This is a genomic window from Thioclava sp., from assembly GCF_048263065.1.
Taxonomy (GTDB): domain Bacteria; phylum Pseudomonadota; class Alphaproteobacteria; order Rhodobacterales; family Rhodobacteraceae; genus Thioclava.
In genome coordinates, this window is the sequence record NZ_JBLXEM010000004.1 from 221736 (window position 1) to 236846 (window position 15111).

Here is a 15111-nt window from a genome sequence, read left to right on the forward strand (position 1 = left end):
GCGACAACGCCCCTCTCGGCAGCATCTTTCAGATGCGCCTGCCGGGCAGTGGATGCGTGGAAAAGGCAATTTTTATGACCATTCTATGGTTGAAACGTTCTTCAAATCACTCATGGTAGAGCCGATCTGGTGCAACCGTTGGGAAATCAGGCGCCACGCCGAAGGGGTGATGGTCCAGTATATCAATGGGGGCTACAATCCACGACGGCGGCACGCGTCGTTAGGTGACAAAAGCCCCTTGGCCTTCAAACGAGAGGCTGCCTAAATGCACTGAGAGACCGGAACGCAACCGTGACAAGACCAGTTGCTCATTGACCCGGATTTGGTGCACGAAGCCAACGACTGTCTCATAGAGCTGATAAGAAGCATCACCCTCACACCAAACCCTGAGGCCGCTGATGCCATTTCCATCGATATCCTAACCGAACTCGGCGGTTTGCTTTTAGCCGCAGGCACACATAAGCTGATCGTGGATAAGTTCACAGGCAAGCAACGATTATTGGTAAGGCGTAGAACGCTGTCCCTTTTTGCTGCCAAATTTCCCCGCCGGAGGCATCTGTGATCGTCAAACGCACATGGTCCGAATTTAGCGCGCTTACTGTTTGACCCTATCGCCAATCGCAGCCTAGATAGGGGCGAGTGAGCGGCGCGGAGAATATGCATGAAAGTTATCATCTGCGGGGCGGGTCAGGTTGGTTGGCAGATCGCGCGCCATCTTGCGGGCGAGCGCAATGACGTCACGGTGGTTGATTCCAACGCCGATCTGGTACGTCGCGCTGCCGACACGCTGGATGTTCAGGGTGTCGTCGGATTTGCCTCGCATCCCGATGTGTTGGAGCGTGCAGGGGCGCGCGATTGCGATTTGATGATCGCTGCAACCTATTCCGATGAGGTCAACATGGTGACCTGTCAAGTTGCCATGTCTGTCTTTGGGATCACCCGCAAGATCGCACGGATTCGTGCACAGGCCTATCTTGCACCGCAATATTCCGATCTTTACCGACGCGATCACCTGCCCATTGATGTCGTGATCAGCCCTGAACGCGAAGTCGCCGAGGCCGCCTTGCAGCGGCTCGCCGCGCCTTCGACCTTTGACACGGAAAGCTTTTTGAACGGTAAGTTGCAGCTTTTGGGCATTGATCTGGATGTCGACTGCCCTGTCCTAGAGACGCCGCTGCGCCAGTTGACCGATTTGTTCTCGACGCTGCGCGCGTTGGTCGTGGGCATTCGGCGCGAGGGGCGTCTTTTTGCGCCCGAACCCGGCGATCAGCTATTCGCAGGCGATCAGATTTATATCTTCTCGCATATCGACGACACGGCGCGAACGCTCGATATTTTCGGCAAGGCCACGCGCAAGCAAGAGCGTATCGTGATCATCGGCGGGGGCAATGTCGGGCTTGGCGTGGCGCGCGCGCTTGAGGCCCGCACGGACCGGGTGCGTGCCAAGATCATCGAGGCCAATCGCGCGCGTGCCGAACAGGCCGCGGATGCGCTTGATCGCACGATTGTTCTCAATGGCGACGGGATGAGCTCCGAGCTGTTGGAGGAGGCCAATATCGGTAATGCCGACGCGGTTCTGGCCGTGACGGATGACGATAAAACCAACATTCTGGTATCAGTGCGCGCCAAGCAGGCGGGCTGCAAAATGGCGATTTGCTTGATCAATGATCCAACCCTTGCGCCTTTGCTGAACGATCTTGATATCGACGCCTATATCAACCCGCGTGCGACCACGGTGTCGTCGATCTTGCGCCATATTCGCCACGGGCGGGTGCGCGCGATCTACTCGATTGGCGATGCCGAGGCCGAGGTGATCGAGGCGCAAGTGATGGGCACGTCGCCAATGTCGGGCAAGATGGTGCGCGAGATTGCTTTCCCAGAAGGCGTGCTGATTGGTATGATCCGCAAAGGCGACAAGCTGATCAAACCCTCGGGCAACACGCGCGTTGATGAGGGCGATATCGTTGTGCTGTTTGCCCTTAGCGCAGATGTGCCGGAGGTGGAGCGCCTGTTGCAGGTCTCCATCGACTTCTTCTGATGATACGCGCGCTCAAGGCTTTGCCAATGCCGATCCAGCTGATGCTGGTCTCGTCGCTGGCGATGTTTTTGCCCGCAACCCATGCTTTGATTACGCATCACCATGAAATTAGCCGCGCGTTCTTTTACTCGGGCACATTGTTCTTGTTCGTATCGGTGTTGGTGGCACTGGCCAATGCCGCCAATGCGCGCCCGCATCGTGCCGGGCGGGCAAGCCTGCTCAGCATGCTTGCGGTGTTTTTGCTCTTGCCGATGATGCTGGCGCTGCCGTTCGATCAATCGCTGCCCGATACCAGTTTCTTCAATAGCTGGTGGGAGATGGTGTCCTCGCTGACCACCACCGGCGGCACGCTGTATGAGCCCGCGCGCTTGCCCGGCTCGCTGCATCTGTGGCGTGGGTTGGTGGCGTGGATGGGCGGGTTTTACATGCTTGTGATGGCGATTGCGGTGCTGGCGCCGATGCGGCTTGGCGGGTTTGAGGTGTTTTTCTCGGGCGGTCCGTCGGGCGCACCCAGTGCCAATGCCCCCGCAGCCGATGGCGGAGCCGAAACGAGTGAGCGCATCGCCCATTACGCCACGCGCATTGCTCCGGCCTATATCGGGCTGACGGGCGCGTTGTGGCTGGGGCTAATGATGGCGGGCGATCCGCCGTTGGTGGGGTTTATTCACGCGATGTCTACGCTCTCGACCTCGGGGATTTCTCCGGTCGGGGGGATGACGGGTAGCTCGTCGGGTTTGGGCGGCGAGATGCTGATTTTCCTGTTTTTCATCCCCGCGTTGTCGCGTCGTTTGTGGCCCGGCGGTGGCGAGTTGCGCGCCTCGGACAAGCTCAGCAATGATCCTGAATTGCGACTGGCGGCGTTTTTGGTGGTGATCGTGCCGCTGTTCTTGTTTCTGCGTCACTGGCTTGCCGCACTTGAGGTCAAGATGCCGGCCGATTTTGGTGCGATCTTTCGCTCGATCTGGGGCAGCCTGTTCACCTCGCTGTCGTTTCTGACCACCACGGGGTTTGAATCCACCGCGTGGCATGACGCGCGCAGTTGGTCTGGCTTGGGCACGCCGGGGCTGATTCTGGCGGGGCTAGCGATTATCGGCGGCGGCGTGGCGACCACGGCGGGCGGCGTGCGGTTGTTGCGCGTCTATGCGCTGCTGCGCCACGGCGAGCGCGAACTCGACAAGCTGATTTATCCAACTTCGGTGGCAGGGGGCGGCGCGATGGCGCGCAAGCTGCGCCGCGATGGCGCCTATATCAGCTGGATTTTCTTCATGCTATTCGCGATCTCGATTGCTGTGGTAATGATGCTGGTCTCGCTGTTCGGGTTATCTTTTGAACCTGCAACGATCCTGACTATTGCATCGCTGTCAAATACTGGTCCGCTTGCCAGTATTGCCGCCGATATTCCGCTAAGCTGGGCCACGCTGAGCGAGCCGGTCAAGTCAGTGTTCGCACTGGCGATGGTGTTGGGTCGATTAGAGACTCTGGCGATTATCGCGCTGTTCAATCCCGAGTTTTGGCGCGGTTGATCGCAAAGAAATTGCGCGAAATCCGCCGATTTCCTTAACAATATGATTTTTGGGCTGGAATCTTCGGCGCTGCGCTGCATATTTTAACGAACCGGCAGGTCAACGGGGCTGCTGCATGCGCGACAATAATAAGGGCAAGAACAATGGCTGGCGATAAACAGAACCTTCAGGACGCGTTTCTTAACCACGTCCGCAAGACCAAAGTGCCTGTGACGATCTTTCTGATCAACGGGGTAAAGCTGCAAGGTGTGATCACCTGGTTTGACAATTTTTGCGTGCTTTTGCGCCGCGATGGTCAATCGCAACTGGTCTACAAACACGCAATTTCCACCATCATGCCGGGTCAGCCGATCTCGCTGTATGAAGGCGAAGACTGAGTGCGCGCTAATTGAGCGATCTTCATTCCTCTGAACGCGCGCCCACGCGCGCTTTCGTGCTCCATCCCGATATCCCGTCGCGAGAGGGGCCTCGGCACTTGCCCAAATTCGCCTTGGCCGAGGCTGAGTCGTTGGCGCGTGCCTTGCCCGGCCTTGAGGTGATTGGCGGACAGATCGTGCGCCTGCCCAAGCCACATCCGGGACATCTGTTTGGCACCGGTAAAATGGCCGAGCTAAAAGCGCAGCTTGAGGCTGATGAGATTGAATTGGTGTTGGTCGATGGTCCGGTCACGCCAGTGCAGCAGCGCAATCTGGAAAAGGAATGGGGCGTCAAGCTGCTGGATCGCACCGGCTTGATCCTTGAAATCTTCGCCGATCGCGCGCGCACCCGTGAGGGCGTGTTGCAGGTCGAACTGGCGGCGCTAAGCTATCAGCGCACGCGGTTGGTGCGGGCCTGGACCCACCTTGAGCGCCAGCGCGGCGGGCTTGGGTTTGTCGGTGGTCCCGGCGAAACCCAGATCGAGGCCGACCGGCGCGCGATTGACGATCAGATGGTGCGCCTGCGCCGTCAATTGACGCGCGTGGTGAAAACCCGCGAGCTGCACCGCGCTGCGCGTCGCAAGATCCCGTTCCCGATTGTCGCGTTGGTTGGCTATACTAATGCGGGCAAATCGACGCTGTTCAACACCGTGACAGGGGCCGATGTTCTGGCCAAAGATATGCTGTTTGCCACGCTTGATCCCACGATGCGCGGGCTCACGCTGCCTTCGGGGCGCAAGGTGATTATGTCCGATACGGTTGGGTTTATCTCCGATCTGCCCCATGAATTGGTCGCCGCGTTTCGCGCCACGCTTGAAGAGGTGCTTGAGGCCGATCTGATCTTGCATGTGCGCGACATTTCTCATCCCGAGACCGAGGAACAGGCAGCCGATGTCAATGACATCCTAGCCACGTTGGGTGTCGATGAGGATGTGGCGTCGCTGGAGGTTTGGAACAAGATCGATGCGCTGGCCCCCGATCAACGCGCCGCGTTGCAGATGCAGGCCAGCCGCGATCCCGATATTGAGGCTGTCTCGGCGCTGACGGGCACGGGGCTTGATGATTTACTTGCTGCCATCGATGCGCGTTTGGCCGAAGAAAAGCTGTTTGAAACGCTGGATCTGTCCTTTGCGCAGGGGCGCAAACACGCGTGGCTCCATGAACAAAACGTGGTGCGCGCGGAACGTGAGACGAAAACCGGTTGGCGCTGTGATGTCGAATGGAGTGCGGCGCAACGCAATCGTTTTCGCGCGCTTTAATAGTTGAGCGGGACGTCATGAAACGCCCCGCTGCCTGCAACTTTGCAATAATCGGCCCTCAATTTGACGTGCGCACAACGCGAAACATCGCGCGCCGCTCGTCTGGCGTCATCTCTGTCAGGTGCTCTCCGGGGGATTTTGGCGCACTTGGCGCAACACTGGGTGCGCGACCGTAGGGCGTTTGGCTTTCAGAAAACCCAAGCACATCAGGATCCAGCGGGGCAGGGGCGGTTGCCAGAGACGGCGCCTGCGTCGCAATCGGCGTCATGCGTACCCCTGTAACTTCAAATCGGCGCGGCGTGCGGCCAATCTCGCCTTCAGCCACCAAACAGCCCAAAGCCCGGCTGACATCGCCAAAATCCGACGTCAGCGGCAAAATTAGCACACGCGCCATCATTTCGGGCTTGCCGATGCTCGTTTCGGCGCACAGTTCGACCTCTGCAATCGCGGGATCGGTAAAGACGGCTTCGGTGATCTCCGCGATCTTTTTGCGACCATCGGGCGCAAATAGCGCGCTGAGCGGCATGCCGCGCACTTCCATCCCCATCAGGTCGTTCAGATGCATGCCCGCCAGGCGAAACCGCCCCATTCCCGGTGCCACGCGTTCCAGAATGAACGAGAATTCCAGCGCACGTTCGATGCCGCGCGGATTTACCTCAGAGCGCGGCGGAACCGCACGCCCTTTGCGCAGCCCTTCCCAATAGGCGCGCAGCTCATTGCTGATACGACGTCCTACGCCCGAACCCATTGTGATCACTCTGCCATCGCTGTCATGTTCCATCTTATACCTGCCATTGCGAGCGCGTGTTGGCGATGTCATTATAACATGACATTGCCGCGTGGCGCGCATTTGAAACGCCCCGCTCGGTGGCCTGTTCCAATGGTTTGGCTTGACCGGCGGGGCTGAATTGTTACTGAACTCTTAATACGCTCTTTTTTCACTAAATGGAGAACAAAACCTTTAAATGGTTAAGCAGTCCGCACCTCCCCGCCCGCAAATTCAGACCGTTTCCATGACCGGGTTCGCGGCCTCGCAAGGGGCGGGGCTGGGGCATGAGTGGAGTTGGGAAATCCGCTCGGTCAATGGTAAGGGGTTGGATCTACGTCTGCGCCTGCCCGAACTGGAGGGGCTAGAGGTGGGGGTGCGTCGCGAGGTGGCAGCCGTGGCGACGCGCGGCAATATTCAGATCTCGTTGCGTCTGAGCCGACAAGGTGGGGGCGAGACATTGCGCGTCAATCATCTGGCGCTTGATGCCGCCCTTGATGCCGTGATGGCAGCGGAAGTGGCCGCGAAAGATCGCGGCGTCACCATTGTTGCGCCCAATCCGGTCGAGATTTTGGCAATGCGCGGTGTGCTGGATCATACGGTGGCGCCGCTGGAAAACCCGACGGTGCTGACAGAGCTGTTGCTGGAAGATGTGCAAACGGCGCTGGCGGATTTTCTGGCGATGCGGGTCGCTGAAGGGCGTGAACTGGGCCAGATCATTGCCGCGCAGATCGAGCGGATCACCGAGTTGACGCATGCCGCCGACCACGCCGCCGCCGCGCGCCGCCCCGAAGTGGCACGCAACCTGCGCGACAACCTTGCGCGGGTGATGGAGGGCGCGCATGGCGCAGATGAGGCGCGCGTGGCACAGGAACTCGCCCTTCTGGCGGTGAAGGCCGATATCACCGAGGAGATCGACCGGCTGCGCGCCCATATCACCGCCGCGTGGGCCTTGCTGGGCGATCCCGGCGCGGTTGGGCGCAAGTTTGAATTTCTTACGCAGGAATTTGTGCGCGAGGCCAACACATTGTGTTCCAAATCCAGTGATGCGGCATTGACCGCGATCGGGTTGGATTTGAAATATGCTATCGACCAGATGCGCGAACAAATTTTGAACGTGGAGTAAGCCGATGCAAACGCCCCGCCGCCGTGGCCTGTTGATTATCCTGTCTTCGCCCTCAGGAGCAGGCAAATCCACCTTGGCGCGTCGGCTGATGCAATGGGATCCGACGCTGCGCTTTTCGGTCTCTGCCACCACCCGCCAGCCGCGTAGTGGCGAAACGGACGGGGTGGAGTATTTCTTCAAGACCCGTTCGGAATTCGCAGCCATGATCGAGGCCGGCGAGATGCTGGAACATGCCGAGGTATTTGGCAATTTCTACGGCACGCCCAAAGGCCCGGTCGAAGCTGCGATGGCGCAGGGGCGCGACACGCTGTTTGACATCGACTGGCAGGGCGGCCAGCAGATCCGTCGCTCTAGCTTGGCCAAGGATGTGGTGTCGATCTTTATCCTGCCACCCTCAATTGCCGATCTCGAGGCCCGCCTGCGCACCCGCGCGCAAGACAGCGATGAAATCATTGCGGGACGCATGGCAAAATCGCGCGACGAAATCAGCCATTGGGGCGAATATGATTATGTCATCATCAACAGCGATGTGGACGTAGCCGAAGCCGAGCTGAAAACCATTCTTACGGCAGAGCGCGCCCGCGCAGATCGCCAACCCGGCCTGAACGATTTCGTTCGCGCCCTCAACGCGGAGTTCGATGCACGATGATCTATGAACTTGATGGAATTGCCCCGCAAATTGCGCCCGATGCTTGGGTGGCCTCCGATGCCAATCTAATCGGCAAGGTCGTGTTGGAGGGCGCGGCATCGGTTTGGTTTGGTTGCACGCTACGCGGCGATAACGAAAAAATTCGCGTTGGCGCAGGGTCGAATGTGCAGGAGAACGTGGTGTGCCATACCGATATAGGGTTTCCTTTGGTAATCGGGGCGAATTGCACGATCGGGCATAAGGCGATGCTGCATGGCTGCGTGATCGGCGAGGGGTCACTGATCGGAATGGGGGCGACGGTGCTGAACGGCGCCAAGATCGGGCGGGGGTGTCTGATCGGCGCGGGGGCCTTGATCACTGAGGGTAAGGAAATTCCCGACGGGTCTTTGGTAATGGGCGCGCCGGGCAAGGTGGTGCGCCAGCTTGACGCGGTGGCGCAGGATCAGCTTTTGCAATCGGCCGCCCATTACCGCGAGAATGCGGCGCGTTTTCGGGCAGGCTTGCGCGCGATCAGCTAATGATCGCGCTCTGGGTCGGGGCCGGGGGGCACCTCAAAAATTGTGAAATCGAGGTTGGGGAACTCTGCTTTGACTTCCGAGCGGATAACTTTGGTATTGGGCAGCGGCGCACAATAGGCCCGCAACGCCCCGCGATAGCCAAGCGTATTCAGCAACCGCGCCAGATCTAGGATATCAAAGCGGGTCGATAGCAGGGGCGCAAGAATTATCTCGGGTGCGACGCTGCCAAGTAAATCCGTGGTGATCGAATCCCACTGTACGACCGTCAGATTGAGCCCCTCAATCCCATGCAACGCGATGGGCAATTCGCGCGCTGGTTCAACCAACAGCATTCTTTTACAGTTTTTCAGCGCGTTTGAGTGGAGAAAAACTGCGCGTAACGCCTGTCGGGAATAGGGTAGTCGGGACATTTAACTAAGCTACTCTCTTGTCTCAAAGGATGTGTCATCTCAAATTGCAGACACACACCCCATCCCCGGCTTACACGCTAGGGTTTAGCTTGTTCTTCAGCCAGCCTCAAGCGCCGTTTCTCAATCTACGAGATTAGGATCACATTAAAAGCTTAACAAAAACATAACGCAACACCACTATAAGGGCGCAAATGCTTTACACTGAACGAAAAAATCATCAACTGAGCATACTGCATTGTATGGAGCAGAGATGAGCGAACCGAATTTGACTGCCATGATCGAGATTTTGCCCCATGCCGTGCTGCAAATCGGGGCAGATGAGCGGATTTTGGCGATCAACCCCGAGGCGCGGCGGATCTTTGGCGCACATGCGTTGGGGCGCCCCTATGTCACCATTCTGCGCCAGCCCGATTTCGGAACGGCCGTTGATCGCGCGCTTGGCGGGGAACAGCCTGACCGTGTGCGGCTGCGTTTGAGCGCGCGCGACGGAGCGCAGAGCGTGCAACTGGCCAGCGTGGTTGCGCTTTCGCCTGAGCTATCACAGGGCGAAGGCGGCGTGTTGGTGAGTTTTGAGGATATCACGGCGCTGGAAACAGCTGTCGAGATGCGACGCGATTTTGTGGCCAATGTCAGCCATGAATTACGCACGCCGCTGACCGCCTTGATGGGGTTTATCGAGACCTTGCGCTCGGCCGCGCGCGATGATCCAGCCGCGCGCGACCGGTTCTTGACCATCATGGAGCGCGAGGCGGCGCGGATGAACCGTCTTGTGGGCGATCTTTTGTCGCTGAGCCGGGTTGAGGGTGATGAGCGGATGCGCCCGACGGGCTCGGTCGATATCAGCGCCGTACTGCGCTCGGTGATGCAGACGCTTGAGCATAGCGCGCAGGCGGCATCCGTTAACCTCATTCGTGAAGGCGAGGGCGGGGTGCTGACGGTGCCCGGCGATTGCGACCAGCTTACGCAAGTTTTCACCAACCTGATCGAGAATGCGATCAAATATGGCGGGCAGAGCGGTGAGGTGCGCGTTTCGGTCAGCCGTATCGCCACCGAGCCGCTGTTGCGCGGCCCCGCTCTGCGCATCGAAGTCAGCGATCGTGGCGAGGGAATCGATCCGCAGCATCTGCCGCGCTTGACCGAGCGGTTTTACCGCGTCGATACCCACCGTTCGCGTGAGCAGGGCGGCACTGGGCTGGGGCTTGCGATTGTGAAACATATCGTGGCGCGCCATCGTGGCCGGATGCGCATCGACAGCAAACCGGGCGAGGGCAGCCGGTTCACCATCATTCTGCCCGAGACCTGAGCCGCGCGTGATTTCTTTGACGCGCCAATAAACTTGGCAATTCTGCCCAATTGGCTTGCCAAGCCCGCACACAGCGTCTATATCGCGCGCACTTCACAGGCGGAGGCGGGCCAATGGGAGAGACATCCCCAAAGGTCCACCGGTTGGGGCATTCGCCCTGAGATCCTCCGCTCAGGCCAAACCGGAAAAGGAAAATGGACATGGCGCTTCCTGAATTCACCATGCGTCAGCTCTTGGAAGCTGGCGTTCACTACGGTCACCAAACGCAACGCTGGAACCCCCGCATGGGCGAGTTCATCTATGGCGAGCGTAACGGCATCCACATCTTCGATCTGACGCAAACCGTCCCGATGCTGGACGCGGCGCTGCAAGTCGTGCGTGATACCGTTGCCAAAAACGGCCGCGTGCTGTTTGTGGGCACCAAGCGTCAGGCTGCCAAGCCGATCGCAGATGCTGCGGAAAAATGCGCACAGTATTACATGAACCACCGTTGGCTGGGCGGCACGCTCACCAACTGGAAAACCGTTTCGCAATCGATCAAACGTCTCAACGAGATTGATGAAAAGCTGGAAACCGGTGCTGGTGGTCTGACCAAAAAAGAGCGTCTCGGTCTTGAGCGCGACCAAACGAAACTGCAAGCCTCGCTTGGCGGTATCCGCGAAATGGGCGGTCTTCCCGACCTGCTGTTCGTGATCGACGTCAACAAGGAATCGCTGGCCATCGCAGAAGCCAATAAACTGGGCATCCCGGTTGTGGCCGTGGTGGATAGCAACTGCCCGCCCAATGGCATCGACTACATCATTCCGGGCAATGACGATGCGGCGCGTGCGATTGCGCTGTATTGCGATCTGGTGTCGCGCGCAGCTCTGGACGGCATGACCGCACAAATGGGCGCGGCGGGCGTCGATCTGGGCGCTCTGACCGACACCCCGGTTGAAGAGGCCCTGGCCGAGACCGAGGTTCAGGCCGAAGCCTGATCTTCGCTGTCACCCAGTTGACATGAGGGCGGGATACCCCGCCCTCCAAGACTTCATTAAGGAGATCCGACCATGGCGATTACTGCCGCTCAGGTTAAGGAACTGCGCGAATCCACCGGCGCAGGCATGATGGACGCGAAAAAAGCGTTGACCGAAACGGATGGCGATATGGAAGCCGCCGTTGACTGGCTGCGCACCAAAGGGCTTGCGAAAGCGGCCAAGAAATCGGGCCGTGTGGCTGCCGAGGGTCTTGTGGCCGTCGCTGTCAGCAATGGCAAAGGGGTCGCCATCGAGGTGAACTCGGAAACCGATTTCGTCGCCAAGAACGCCGACTTCCAAAAGCTCGTGGCTGACATCGCCGAAGTGGCGCTGGAAACCGGCGAGTCGGTGGAAGTTGTCAAAGCTGCGCATTTGAACGGCAAGACCGTCGAAGACGTGCTGACCGGTGCAATCGCGCGTATCGGTGAAAATATGACGCTGCGCCGCATGAACATGCTGCAAGGCGACGAAATCGTGCATTACGTCCACAATGCCGCGACCGATGGTATGGGCAAAATCGGCGTTCTGGTTGCGCTGAAAGGTACTGACAACGGCATCGGCAAACAGATTGCGATGCATATCGCAGCGACTAACCCGGCTGCGTTGTCCGAGGCTGATCTCGATCCCGCCGTGGTCGAGAAAGAAAAAGCGATCCAAATGGACATCGCACGTGAATCGGGCAAGCCCGAAGCCGTGATCGAGAAAATGATCGTCGGCCGGATGAACAAATTCGTCGCCGAAGTCACGCTGCTCAATCAAGCGTTTGTGGTTAACCCCGACCTGACGGTTGGTGCCGCTGCCAAAGAAGCGGGTGTGGAAATCACCGGTTTTGTGCGCATGGAAGTGGGCGAAGGCATTGAGAAAAAAGAAGAAGATTTTGCCGCTGAGGTCGCCAAGACCGCTGCTGGCAACTGATCTCTTTCTTTGATGAAATAAACGCCGCTCTCTGCAAAGAGGGCGGCGTTTGTTATGGCAATAGTTGCGCGCGCTTAGGGCGAAATCGCCCCGCGATAGGGCGGCGCCGTCATGAATATTTGCTTTTGCAACGAGGCTTTCATCACTGCCTGTGCTGTCGTGTCGACATCCAAAGCCTCGCGCGCCAGACGCAGATGCTTTTCTACCGTCGAGCTTGTCAGTCCCATGATCACCGCGATATCTGCCGTCGTTTTTCCATCCGCGACCCATTCCAGAACTTCGCGCTGACGATTGGTTAACGGGCGGCGCGCAGTTGCGAATGGCATTGTGGAAATCCTCTGATGCACCAGCCGGTTCATCGTCAGCAGAACGCGCGAATTTTCATCCCAGATCTGGTCAACGTCATCCTGACTTAGCCCGTATTGCGCCACGAGCCCCATCGCACCATGCGCGCGGCTTGATAGGTCGCCAAAGCCAATGGAATACCCCGCCGTGACCCCATGGCGATTGTTCACGTTGATGACCTCGATTTCCGCGGCGGTCAGTTCGGTGCGCTGCGCACGTTCGCCTGCCCAACGCCACGATTTTGCCCCGTCATTGTCGACCGCCCAATTCACCATCGGAGCATCGCGGAATTTTCCGGAATGCAGAAAATCATCAAGATAGGCTTTGGAATGGTTTGACAAAATAAGCGCGTCGTCCAGATCACCAAAATTGTTGGTCGTGCGGAAACTGCTGAAGGCGTAAATCAGGCGGTCAAACCCGTATCGCGCCATCTCACGGCAATGGAGATCCCAGATCTCTTTGATATCGCGTGAATTTAAGACGGCTTCGCAAAATGCTAACATTGAAATATGCCCCCGTACAGTCGACCTTAGTCAAAAAAATGATTTTCGCATTGGTGGCCCTCCACTGGCACCAATCAAGGTAGACATACATTAAACTGACCCAGACGTCAGCTTTTATCGATGCGTCTCGCAGCGGCCTTGGGTGGCGGTTTGTCGGGTGAGATCAGGTGCCAAAGCTGCCAGCGCGTCGTGATGAGTCAGATAGATCCGCCCGCCCAGATGTGTCAGCAGATCCGAGCGCGTCAACGCGTCCATTACCGGTCCCTTTATCTCGGACAAATGCAGCCGAACGCCCGCATCCTTGAGCTGGTCGTTCACCTCCTCCAGTGCCTCAAGCGCAGAGCTGTCGATGTGGTTCACGGCAGGGCAATTCAACACGACATGCTTGATCGACTGATCTGCGGCGATGCGGTCGTAAATCATCTCTTCGACGAAGCGGGCATTGGGAAACCACAGGCTTTCGTCGATGCGCAGCGACAGCACGCCGGGGGCGCTGATTACGCGGTGACGTTCGACATTGCGGAAATGCTCGGTGCCCGGCACCTGACCCAACACGGCAACATGGGGGCGCGAGCTGCTCCAGAGATGCAGCGCAATTGACAGAACCACGCCAAAGGCGATCCCGTCTTCGACACCACGCAGCAGCGTCACCATAATTGTCAACGCCATTGCGACTCCTTCGCGCGGGGCGTAGCTGAAGGTACGTTTGAGCGCGGCGAAATCCACCAGCGTCAGCACCGAAACAAAGATCGTTGCAGCCAGCGTAGCTTGGGGCAAAAAATACAGTGCAGGCGTTAGCGTAAAGGTCGCGACTGCCACGCCGATGGCTGTGTAGGCCCCAGCGGCGGGCGTGCTCGCACCTGCCTCATAGCTGACGACCGAGCGCGCGAACCCGCCAGTGATCGGGAAAGACCCCGAGATCGCCGAGCCGATCGAGGCGCCACCAAGCGCGATGAATTCCTGATCGGGATCAATGCGTTGACGCTTTTTGGCCGCCAAGGTCTGGGCAACCGAGATTGTTTCGACATAGCCGATGATCGCGATCAGCAGCGCCGGGACGAACAGTTCTTGCCAAAGTGCTGGATCAAACGAGGGTAGGGTGGGTGCGGGAAAGCCTAGCGGCACGGTGCCCACGACCGCAACACCGCGCCCCTCTAGACCGAAGATCCAAGTCAGCGCAATTGTGGCGGCGACCGCAAAGACCGGCGAAGCGCGGCTAAGAATATCAGAGATGCGCGGCGAAACCCCGGCGCGCAGCAGACGCGGCTTCATTCCGCGCCGCGCCCAGAACAAAAAGCCCAGCGACAAGATCGAGATCGCGACGGTCGGTACGTTGGTCTGGGGCAGATGGGCCCAGAGGCTCGACAATATCTCATAAAGCCCGCCGCTATCGGCCTTGACCCCGAAGAAGTGCTTCATCTGGCCGGCCGCGATCAAAATCCCCACCGCCGAGGTGAACCCCGAGAGCACCGGATGGCTGAGAAACGCCGTGACGAACCCCATGCGCAGCAGGCCCATCACGACCAGCATCACGCCCGACAAGAACGCCAGCGCGACCGCAGCCGTGATGTATTCGGCGCTGCCCTGCGTGGCGACCTTGCTGACCGCCGCCGCCGTCATCAGTGAGATCACGGCAACCGGGCCCACGGCCAGCGGGCGTGACGTGCCAAAGACCGCGTAGATTAGCAGCGGCAGCACGGACGCATACAGCCCGTATTGCGCCGGCATCCCCGCCAGAAGTGAATAGGCCAGCGATTGCGGGATCAGCATGATCGTCACAATGACAGCGGCAACAAGATCGGCCTCAAATGTCGGACGATCATAGGTGCGACCCCAAGTGAGGATCGGGAAATATCTTTTTAGCATAAGGTGTTATTAGCCGTTCTTGCCGCGCCGCGTAGCGTAGAATTTCAACACTGGCATGAGTGAACTGTGATCATAGCCCGCATCCGCCGCCGTTTCGACGATTTTGTCGAGATCCATCCGGCCTGCCTGGCTCATGCCCCAAAGATGCGAAGAGCGCGTGCCCGAGCGGCAATAGGCGAAGACGGGTTTCGGTGCCGTTTTCATGATCGCCTCGTAATCGGCCACCAGATCAAATGTCATCTCGCCCGGGTAATAGGGAAGGTAATGGTGGTTCAGACCGTGCTTGGCGCACAGCTTTGAGATATTGCTCGAGCGGTGTTCCTCCTCCTCGACTTCTTCGTCGGGGCGGTTCGTGATCAGCGTGCGAAAGCCCAGTTTGGCGAGTTTCTCAACGTCTTCGGCGCTGATCTGGGGGGACACTGAAAAATGGTCGGAAAGTTTACGATGATCCATGGCGT

Annotated in this window: 15 protein-coding genes and 1 pseudogene; 11 read left to right on the forward strand and 5 right to left on the reverse strand. The window is 58.6% G+C overall.

What is annotated here, in order from left to right; all coding sequences use genetic code 11:
- Nucleotides 1-52 precede the first annotated feature (52 nt).
- The 5 genes and pseudogenes from ACN0SD_RS08165 to hflX all read left to right on the forward strand — a co-directional run.
- Nucleotides 53-265: pseudogene (locus ACN0SD_RS08165) on the forward strand (IS3 family transposase); the annotation flags it as partial.
- Nucleotides 266-661: 396 nt separating this feature from the next.
- The gene (gene trkA / locus ACN0SD_RS08170; protein WP_417807736.1) at nucleotides 662-2038 is read left to right on the forward strand and encodes a Trk system potassium transporter TrkA; all 1377 of its coding nucleotides are present in this window, start codon (nucleotides 662-664) and stop codon (nucleotides 2036-2038) included.
- 26 nt (nucleotides 2039-2064) lie between these two features.
- Nucleotides 2065-3561 carry a TrkH family potassium uptake protein gene (locus ACN0SD_RS08175; RefSeq protein WP_417807737.1) on the forward strand — a complete coding sequence of 499 codons (1497 nt, stop codon included), beginning with the start codon at nucleotides 2065-2067 and terminating at the stop codon, nucleotides 3559-3561.
- Nucleotides 3562-3704: 143 nt separating this feature from the next.
- On the forward strand, nucleotides 3705-3938 hold the full coding sequence (gene hfq / locus ACN0SD_RS08180) for an RNA chaperone Hfq (RefSeq protein WP_275811718.1): 234 nt from the start codon (nucleotides 3705-3707) through the stop codon (nucleotides 3936-3938).
- 11 nt (nucleotides 3939-3949) lie between these two features.
- Nucleotides 3950-5236, forward strand: coding sequence for a GTPase HflX (hflX, locus tag ACN0SD_RS08185; protein WP_417807738.1), 1287 nt, complete (start codon nucleotides 3950-3952; stop codon nucleotides 5234-5236).
- Between the two features lie 58 nt (nucleotides 5237-5294).
- On the opposite strand, the gene ACN0SD_RS08190 is transcribed toward hflX, so the two are convergent.
- Entirely contained in the window at nucleotides 5295-6017 is a 723-nt protein-coding gene (locus tag ACN0SD_RS08190; RefSeq protein ID WP_417807739.1) for a PAS domain-containing protein, read from the reverse strand.
- A 232-nt stretch (nucleotides 6018-6249) separates the two neighbouring features.
- Between ACN0SD_RS08190 and ACN0SD_RS08195 the strand changes: the two genes are divergently transcribed.
- Genes ACN0SD_RS08195 through ACN0SD_RS08205 form a run of 3 tightly spaced genes read left to right on the forward strand, consistent with a single transcriptional unit; the run spans nucleotide 6250 to nucleotide 8295 of the window.
- A complete protein-coding gene (locus ACN0SD_RS08195; RefSeq protein ID WP_417807740.1) occupies nucleotides 6250-7128 on the forward strand; it encodes a YicC/YloC family endoribonuclease in 879 nt (292 codons plus the stop codon).
- A gap of 4 nt (nucleotides 7129-7132) precedes the next feature.
- Nucleotides 7133-7777, forward strand: a complete 645-nt coding sequence (gmk, locus tag ACN0SD_RS08200; protein WP_417807741.1) for a guanylate kinase — start codon at nucleotides 7133-7135, stop codon at nucleotides 7775-7777.
- Nucleotides 7774-8295: a gamma carbonic anhydrase family protein gene (locus ACN0SD_RS08205; protein ID WP_417807742.1), complete on the forward strand. Its 522-nt coding sequence runs from the start codon at nucleotides 7774-7776 to the stop codon at nucleotides 8293-8295. Before gmk ends, ACN0SD_RS08205 begins: the two co-directional genes overlap by 4 nt.
- On the opposite strand, the gene ACN0SD_RS08210 is transcribed toward ACN0SD_RS08205, so the two are convergent.
- Entirely contained in the window at nucleotides 8292-8627 is a 336-nt protein-coding gene (locus ACN0SD_RS08210) for a hypothetical protein (protein WP_417807743.1), read from the reverse strand. The two genes, ACN0SD_RS08205 and ACN0SD_RS08210, sit on opposite strands and share 4 nt — an antisense overlap.
- 328 nt (nucleotides 8628-8955) lie before the next feature.
- On the opposite strand from ACN0SD_RS08210, the gene ACN0SD_RS08215 reads away from it, so the two are divergent.
- The 3 genes from ACN0SD_RS08215 to tsf all read left to right on the forward strand — a co-directional run bounded on the left by ACN0SD_RS08215 (nucleotide 8956) and on the right by tsf (nucleotide 11939).
- Nucleotides 8956-10008 carry a sensor histidine kinase gene (locus ACN0SD_RS08215; RefSeq protein WP_417807744.1) on the forward strand — a complete coding sequence of 351 codons (1053 nt, stop codon included), beginning with the start codon at nucleotides 8956-8958 and terminating at the stop codon, nucleotides 10006-10008.
- A gap of 200 nt (nucleotides 10009-10208) precedes the next feature.
- Nucleotides 10209-10985 (forward strand): 30S ribosomal protein S2, encoded by a 777-nt coding sequence (rpsB, locus tag ACN0SD_RS08220; protein WP_417807745.1) that lies wholly within the window; start codon nucleotides 10209-10211, stop codon nucleotides 10983-10985.
- 72 nt (nucleotides 10986-11057) lie between these two features.
- Nucleotides 11058-11939 (forward strand): translation elongation factor Ts, encoded by an 882-nt coding sequence (tsf, locus tag ACN0SD_RS08225; RefSeq protein WP_417807746.1) that lies wholly within the window; start codon nucleotides 11058-11060, stop codon nucleotides 11937-11939.
- Nucleotides 11940-12013: 74 nt separating this feature from the next.
- Here tsf and ACN0SD_RS08230 read toward each other — a convergent pair whose 3' ends face one another.
- The 3 genes from ACN0SD_RS08230 to ACN0SD_RS08240 all read right to left on the reverse strand — a co-directional run bounded on the left by ACN0SD_RS08230 (nucleotide 12014) and on the right by ACN0SD_RS08240 (nucleotide 15106).
- Nucleotides 12014-12787, reverse strand: a complete 774-nt coding sequence (locus tag ACN0SD_RS08230) for a helix-turn-helix transcriptional regulator (RefSeq protein WP_417807747.1) — start codon at nucleotides 12785-12787, stop codon at nucleotides 12014-12016.
- A 114-nt stretch (nucleotides 12788-12901) separates the two neighbouring features.
- A complete protein-coding gene (locus ACN0SD_RS08235; protein ID WP_417807748.1) occupies nucleotides 12902-14653 on the reverse strand; it encodes a SulP family inorganic anion transporter in 1752 nt (583 codons plus the stop codon).
- A 9-nt stretch (nucleotides 14654-14662) separates the two neighbouring features.
- On the reverse strand, nucleotides 14663-15106 hold the full coding sequence (locus tag ACN0SD_RS08240) for a TIGR01244 family sulfur transferase (RefSeq protein ID WP_417807749.1): 444 nt from the start codon (nucleotides 15104-15106) through the stop codon (nucleotides 14663-14665).
- Between the last annotated feature and the right edge of the window lie 5 nt (nucleotides 15107-15111).